This window comes from Aminobacter sp. P4_D5, from assembly GCF_056401815.1.
On record NZ_JBFUIP010001465.1, the window covers coordinates 1 to 507 of the forward strand.

The window sequence follows — 507 nt, forward strand, 5'->3', positions numbered from 1 at the left end:
CCGTTGAAGTAGGGCAGCATGCCCACGCCCCACTGGAACCGCGCCTCGTTGGTGATGCGCGCGCGCAGGCCGGAGGAGGCCATGGTGATCGCCACCTGGCCCGAGGGGAAGAGCGCGTCCGCCGCATTGTCCCGGCCGCCGTAGCGATAGAGACCCTCGCGCGCCCAGGCCTGCAGGTTGGTCATGTGCTTCAGGACCAGCGGGTTGTTGATCCGCAGTTCCGTGCCCAGGCCGCCGAAGCCGTTGGCCAGCGTCGAGAAGGGGATGTCATGGATGGCGCTGAACTGCTCGAGATTCAGCCAGGTCGGCCAGGAGGTGGTGAGCGGCGTCTCGATGCCCGCGGCCTTCAGCGCGCGCATCGCCTGCTCCACGCCCTCCCAGGTGGTCGGGAACTGGTCGGGGTTCAGGCTCGCCCGACGGAACATGTCCTTGTTGTAGAAGACGACCGAAGTGCTGCTGTTGAACGGCATCGACATCTGCTTGCCGTCCGCCGCCGCGTAGTAGCCG

At 67.1% G+C, this 507-nt stretch carries 1 protein-coding gene; it reads right to left on the reverse strand.

The window, feature by feature from the left end; translation table 11 throughout:
• A partial coding sequence (locus AC1DWF_RS38985) for an extracellular solute-binding protein (RefSeq protein ID WP_476843730.1) occupies positions 1 to 507 on the reverse strand: 507 nt, incomplete at both ends.